Source organism: Polaromonas sp. P3_B1 (genome assembly GCF_056402935.1).
On the sequence record NZ_JBFUGK010000079.1, the window covers coordinates 1 to 2,699 of the forward strand.

General features: G+C 60.8%; 2 protein-coding genes. Both read left to right on the forward strand.

The window, feature by feature from the left end:
* Positions 1-22 precede the first annotated feature (22 nt).
* Positions 23-1,684: an O-linked N-acetylglucosamine transferase, SPINDLY family protein gene (locus AC1DXS_RS24650; RefSeq protein ID WP_477740075.1), complete on the forward strand. Its 1,662-nt coding sequence runs from the start codon at positions 23-25 to the stop codon at positions 1,682-1,684.
* 27 nt (positions 1,685-1,711) lie between these two features.
* On the forward strand, positions 1,712-2,699 hold a 988-nt coding region (locus AC1DXS_RS24655; protein ID WP_477740074.1), incomplete at its 3' end, for a tetratricopeptide repeat protein.

A 2,699-nucleotide genomic window follows, 5' to 3' on the forward strand; every position in this document is an offset into this window, starting at 1 on the left:
GTGCACTACAACCTGGGGATCAGTGCACTACAACCTGGGGATCACCTTGCAGAATTGCGGTCAGCTCGATCGCGCAGTTGAGTGTTTGACGCAGGCGCTTGCAATCTCCAACGATCACTTTGATGCCCATGTCCACTTGGGTGTCGTTCTCCATGACTTAGGCCGGCATGAAAATGCTCTGACGCACTTCAGGCAGGCGATAGAACTTCAACCTCGCAACGTTGATGGGCATTTGAACCTGGGCATTGGACTGGCAAGAATGGGCCGGCTTGATGCCGCCGTCAAGAGCTACCGGGAAGTCCTCGCGATCCAGCCCGACAATGCGGATGCACACCTGAGCCTTGGCCATGCCCTGAAAGACCTTGGGAGGTCCGATGAAGGGCTGGATTGGATTCGGCGCGCGCTGCAAATCAAGCCGGACTATGCCTTGGCGCACAACAACCTGCTATTCATCCACAACTACGTGGCGGACCAACCGGCGGAGCAGTTGCTGGCGGATGCGCGGCGCTTCGGTGAGATGGTGGAGCGCCAGGCCCGACCCTACAGAGACTGGCCCAACTCACCCGATCCCCAAAGGCCTTTGCGCGTGGGCTTCGTCTCGGGCGACCTGAGCAACCATCCCGTGGGCTATTTCCTCGAGGGCGTGCTGGCCGCGCTTGTCTCTCCACAAGCCTCGGGCGAACTCGAGCTGTTCGCCTACTCCTGCCAGCCCCAGTACGACGAGGTCAGCCAGCGGCTGCGGGCCTGCTGCCTGGGCTGGCACTCGGCGGTGGGACTGTCCGATGAGGCGCTGGCGCAACGCATCCGGGAGGACGGTATCGATATCCTGGTGGACCTGTCGGGGCACACAGCGCACAACCGGCTGCCCATGTTTGCCTGGAAGCCGGCGCCTGTGCAGGTCAGTTGGCTGGGCTACTTTGCGACCACGGGGGTGGCTGCCATGGACTATTTCATCGCCGACCCCTGGACCCTTCTGCCCGATCAGGAGGCTCATTTCAGCGAGCAGATATGGCGCCTGCCCCAAACCCGCCTGTGTTTCACGCCGCCAGACGCGCAGGTCGAGGTCGGCGCCTTGCCCGCGCTGGCCAACGGCCACATCACCTTCGGCTGCTTCAACAACCTGAGCAAGATGAACGATGCCGTGGTCGCGTTGTGGGCACGTGTGCTGCACGCGGTGCCGGGCAGCCGTCTTTTCCTCAAGTACCAGCAACTGGGCGAAGCCTCCGTACGGCAGCGCACTTGTGAGCGCTTTGCCCTTCACGGCATTGATTCGGGGCGGCTGGTCTTTGAGGGCTATGTGCCCAGGGGCAGTTACCTGGAGGCCTACCAGCGGGTGGACATAGCCCTTGACCCCTTCCCTTTCCCGGGCGGCACCACCACCGTCGAGGCGCTATGGATGGGGGTGCCTGTGCTGACGCTGCAGGGTGAGCGCTTCCTGTCGCGACAGGGGGTAGGACTTTTGATGAACGCCGGCCTGCCCGACTGGATTGCCGCCGACGCCGATGACTATGTGGCCCGCGCCGCCGCGCACGCCCGGAACCTGCACGCCCTCGCCGACCTGCGCGCCGGCTTGCGCGCCCAAGTCCTGGCATCCCCCATCTTTGACGCCCCTCGCTTTGCCACCCACTTTGAGGCAGCCCTGCGCAACATGTGGGTCACATGGTGCGAAGGTCAAGCCAAGTGACCTCTTTCCCAATTTGAAAGGCAACCGGTGGGGCTTTTTGATCGATTCAGCAAAGGAACGCTTGCACCTGCCGGTGTGAAAGCCCGCAAGCCAGCCGATGACCAGCAAGGCGCCGAGGAAAAGCTCGAACAAGGCGCAGCGCTTGAAAAACAAGGAGAACTGGATGCCGCATTGGACTGTTACGACGCGGCCATTCTTCTGATGCCTGGTCTGGCTCGGGCGCACTTTTGTCGAGGCAACATTCTTCTCGACCGTGGCGATGCGGCCAGCGCGCTCTCGTCCTACGTGAAGGCCGTGGAATTGAAGCCGGACTCGGCGGCGGCCCACTACAACATGGGGAGCGCCCACTTGCGCCTGGGAAATGCGCAAGCTGCGGAAACCGCTTGCCGTCAAGCCATCGCACTCAAACCCGATTTTTCAGATGCATACCTGACCCTGGGCGCGGCACTGGGCCGGCTTGGGAAGGCGAGCGACGCCGCTGCGTCTTACATGCGGGCCGCTGAACTGAATCCTGATTCGGCAGAGCTTCACCACAGCATTGCCATCGGCATGATGGAAATCAATCAGCTGGAGAACGCGATCTCCAGTTTTGACCGGGCTGTGGCATTAAAGCCTGACCTCGTTGAATCGCACCACAACCGGGGTATTGCGCTTCAGGATCTGGGCGAATTCGAGAAGGCCGCAGAAAGTTATCGACGCGCCTTGAAAATCGACCCCTCAATAGCGGAGATACACGGAAATCTCGGAAGCGCCTTGAAGGAGTTGGGACAGTCTGACGATGCGATTGCAAGCTATGCCCGGTCGCTTGAGATCAATCCCGCATTGGTTGATGTGCACTACAACCTGGGGATCACCTTGCAGAATTGCGGTCAGCTCGATCGCGCAGTTGAGTGTTTGACGCAGGCGCTTGCAATCTCCAACGATCACTTTGATGCCCATGTCCACTTGGGTGTCGTTCTCCATGACTTAGGCCGGCATGAAAATGCTCTGACGCACTTCAGGCAGGCGATAGAAC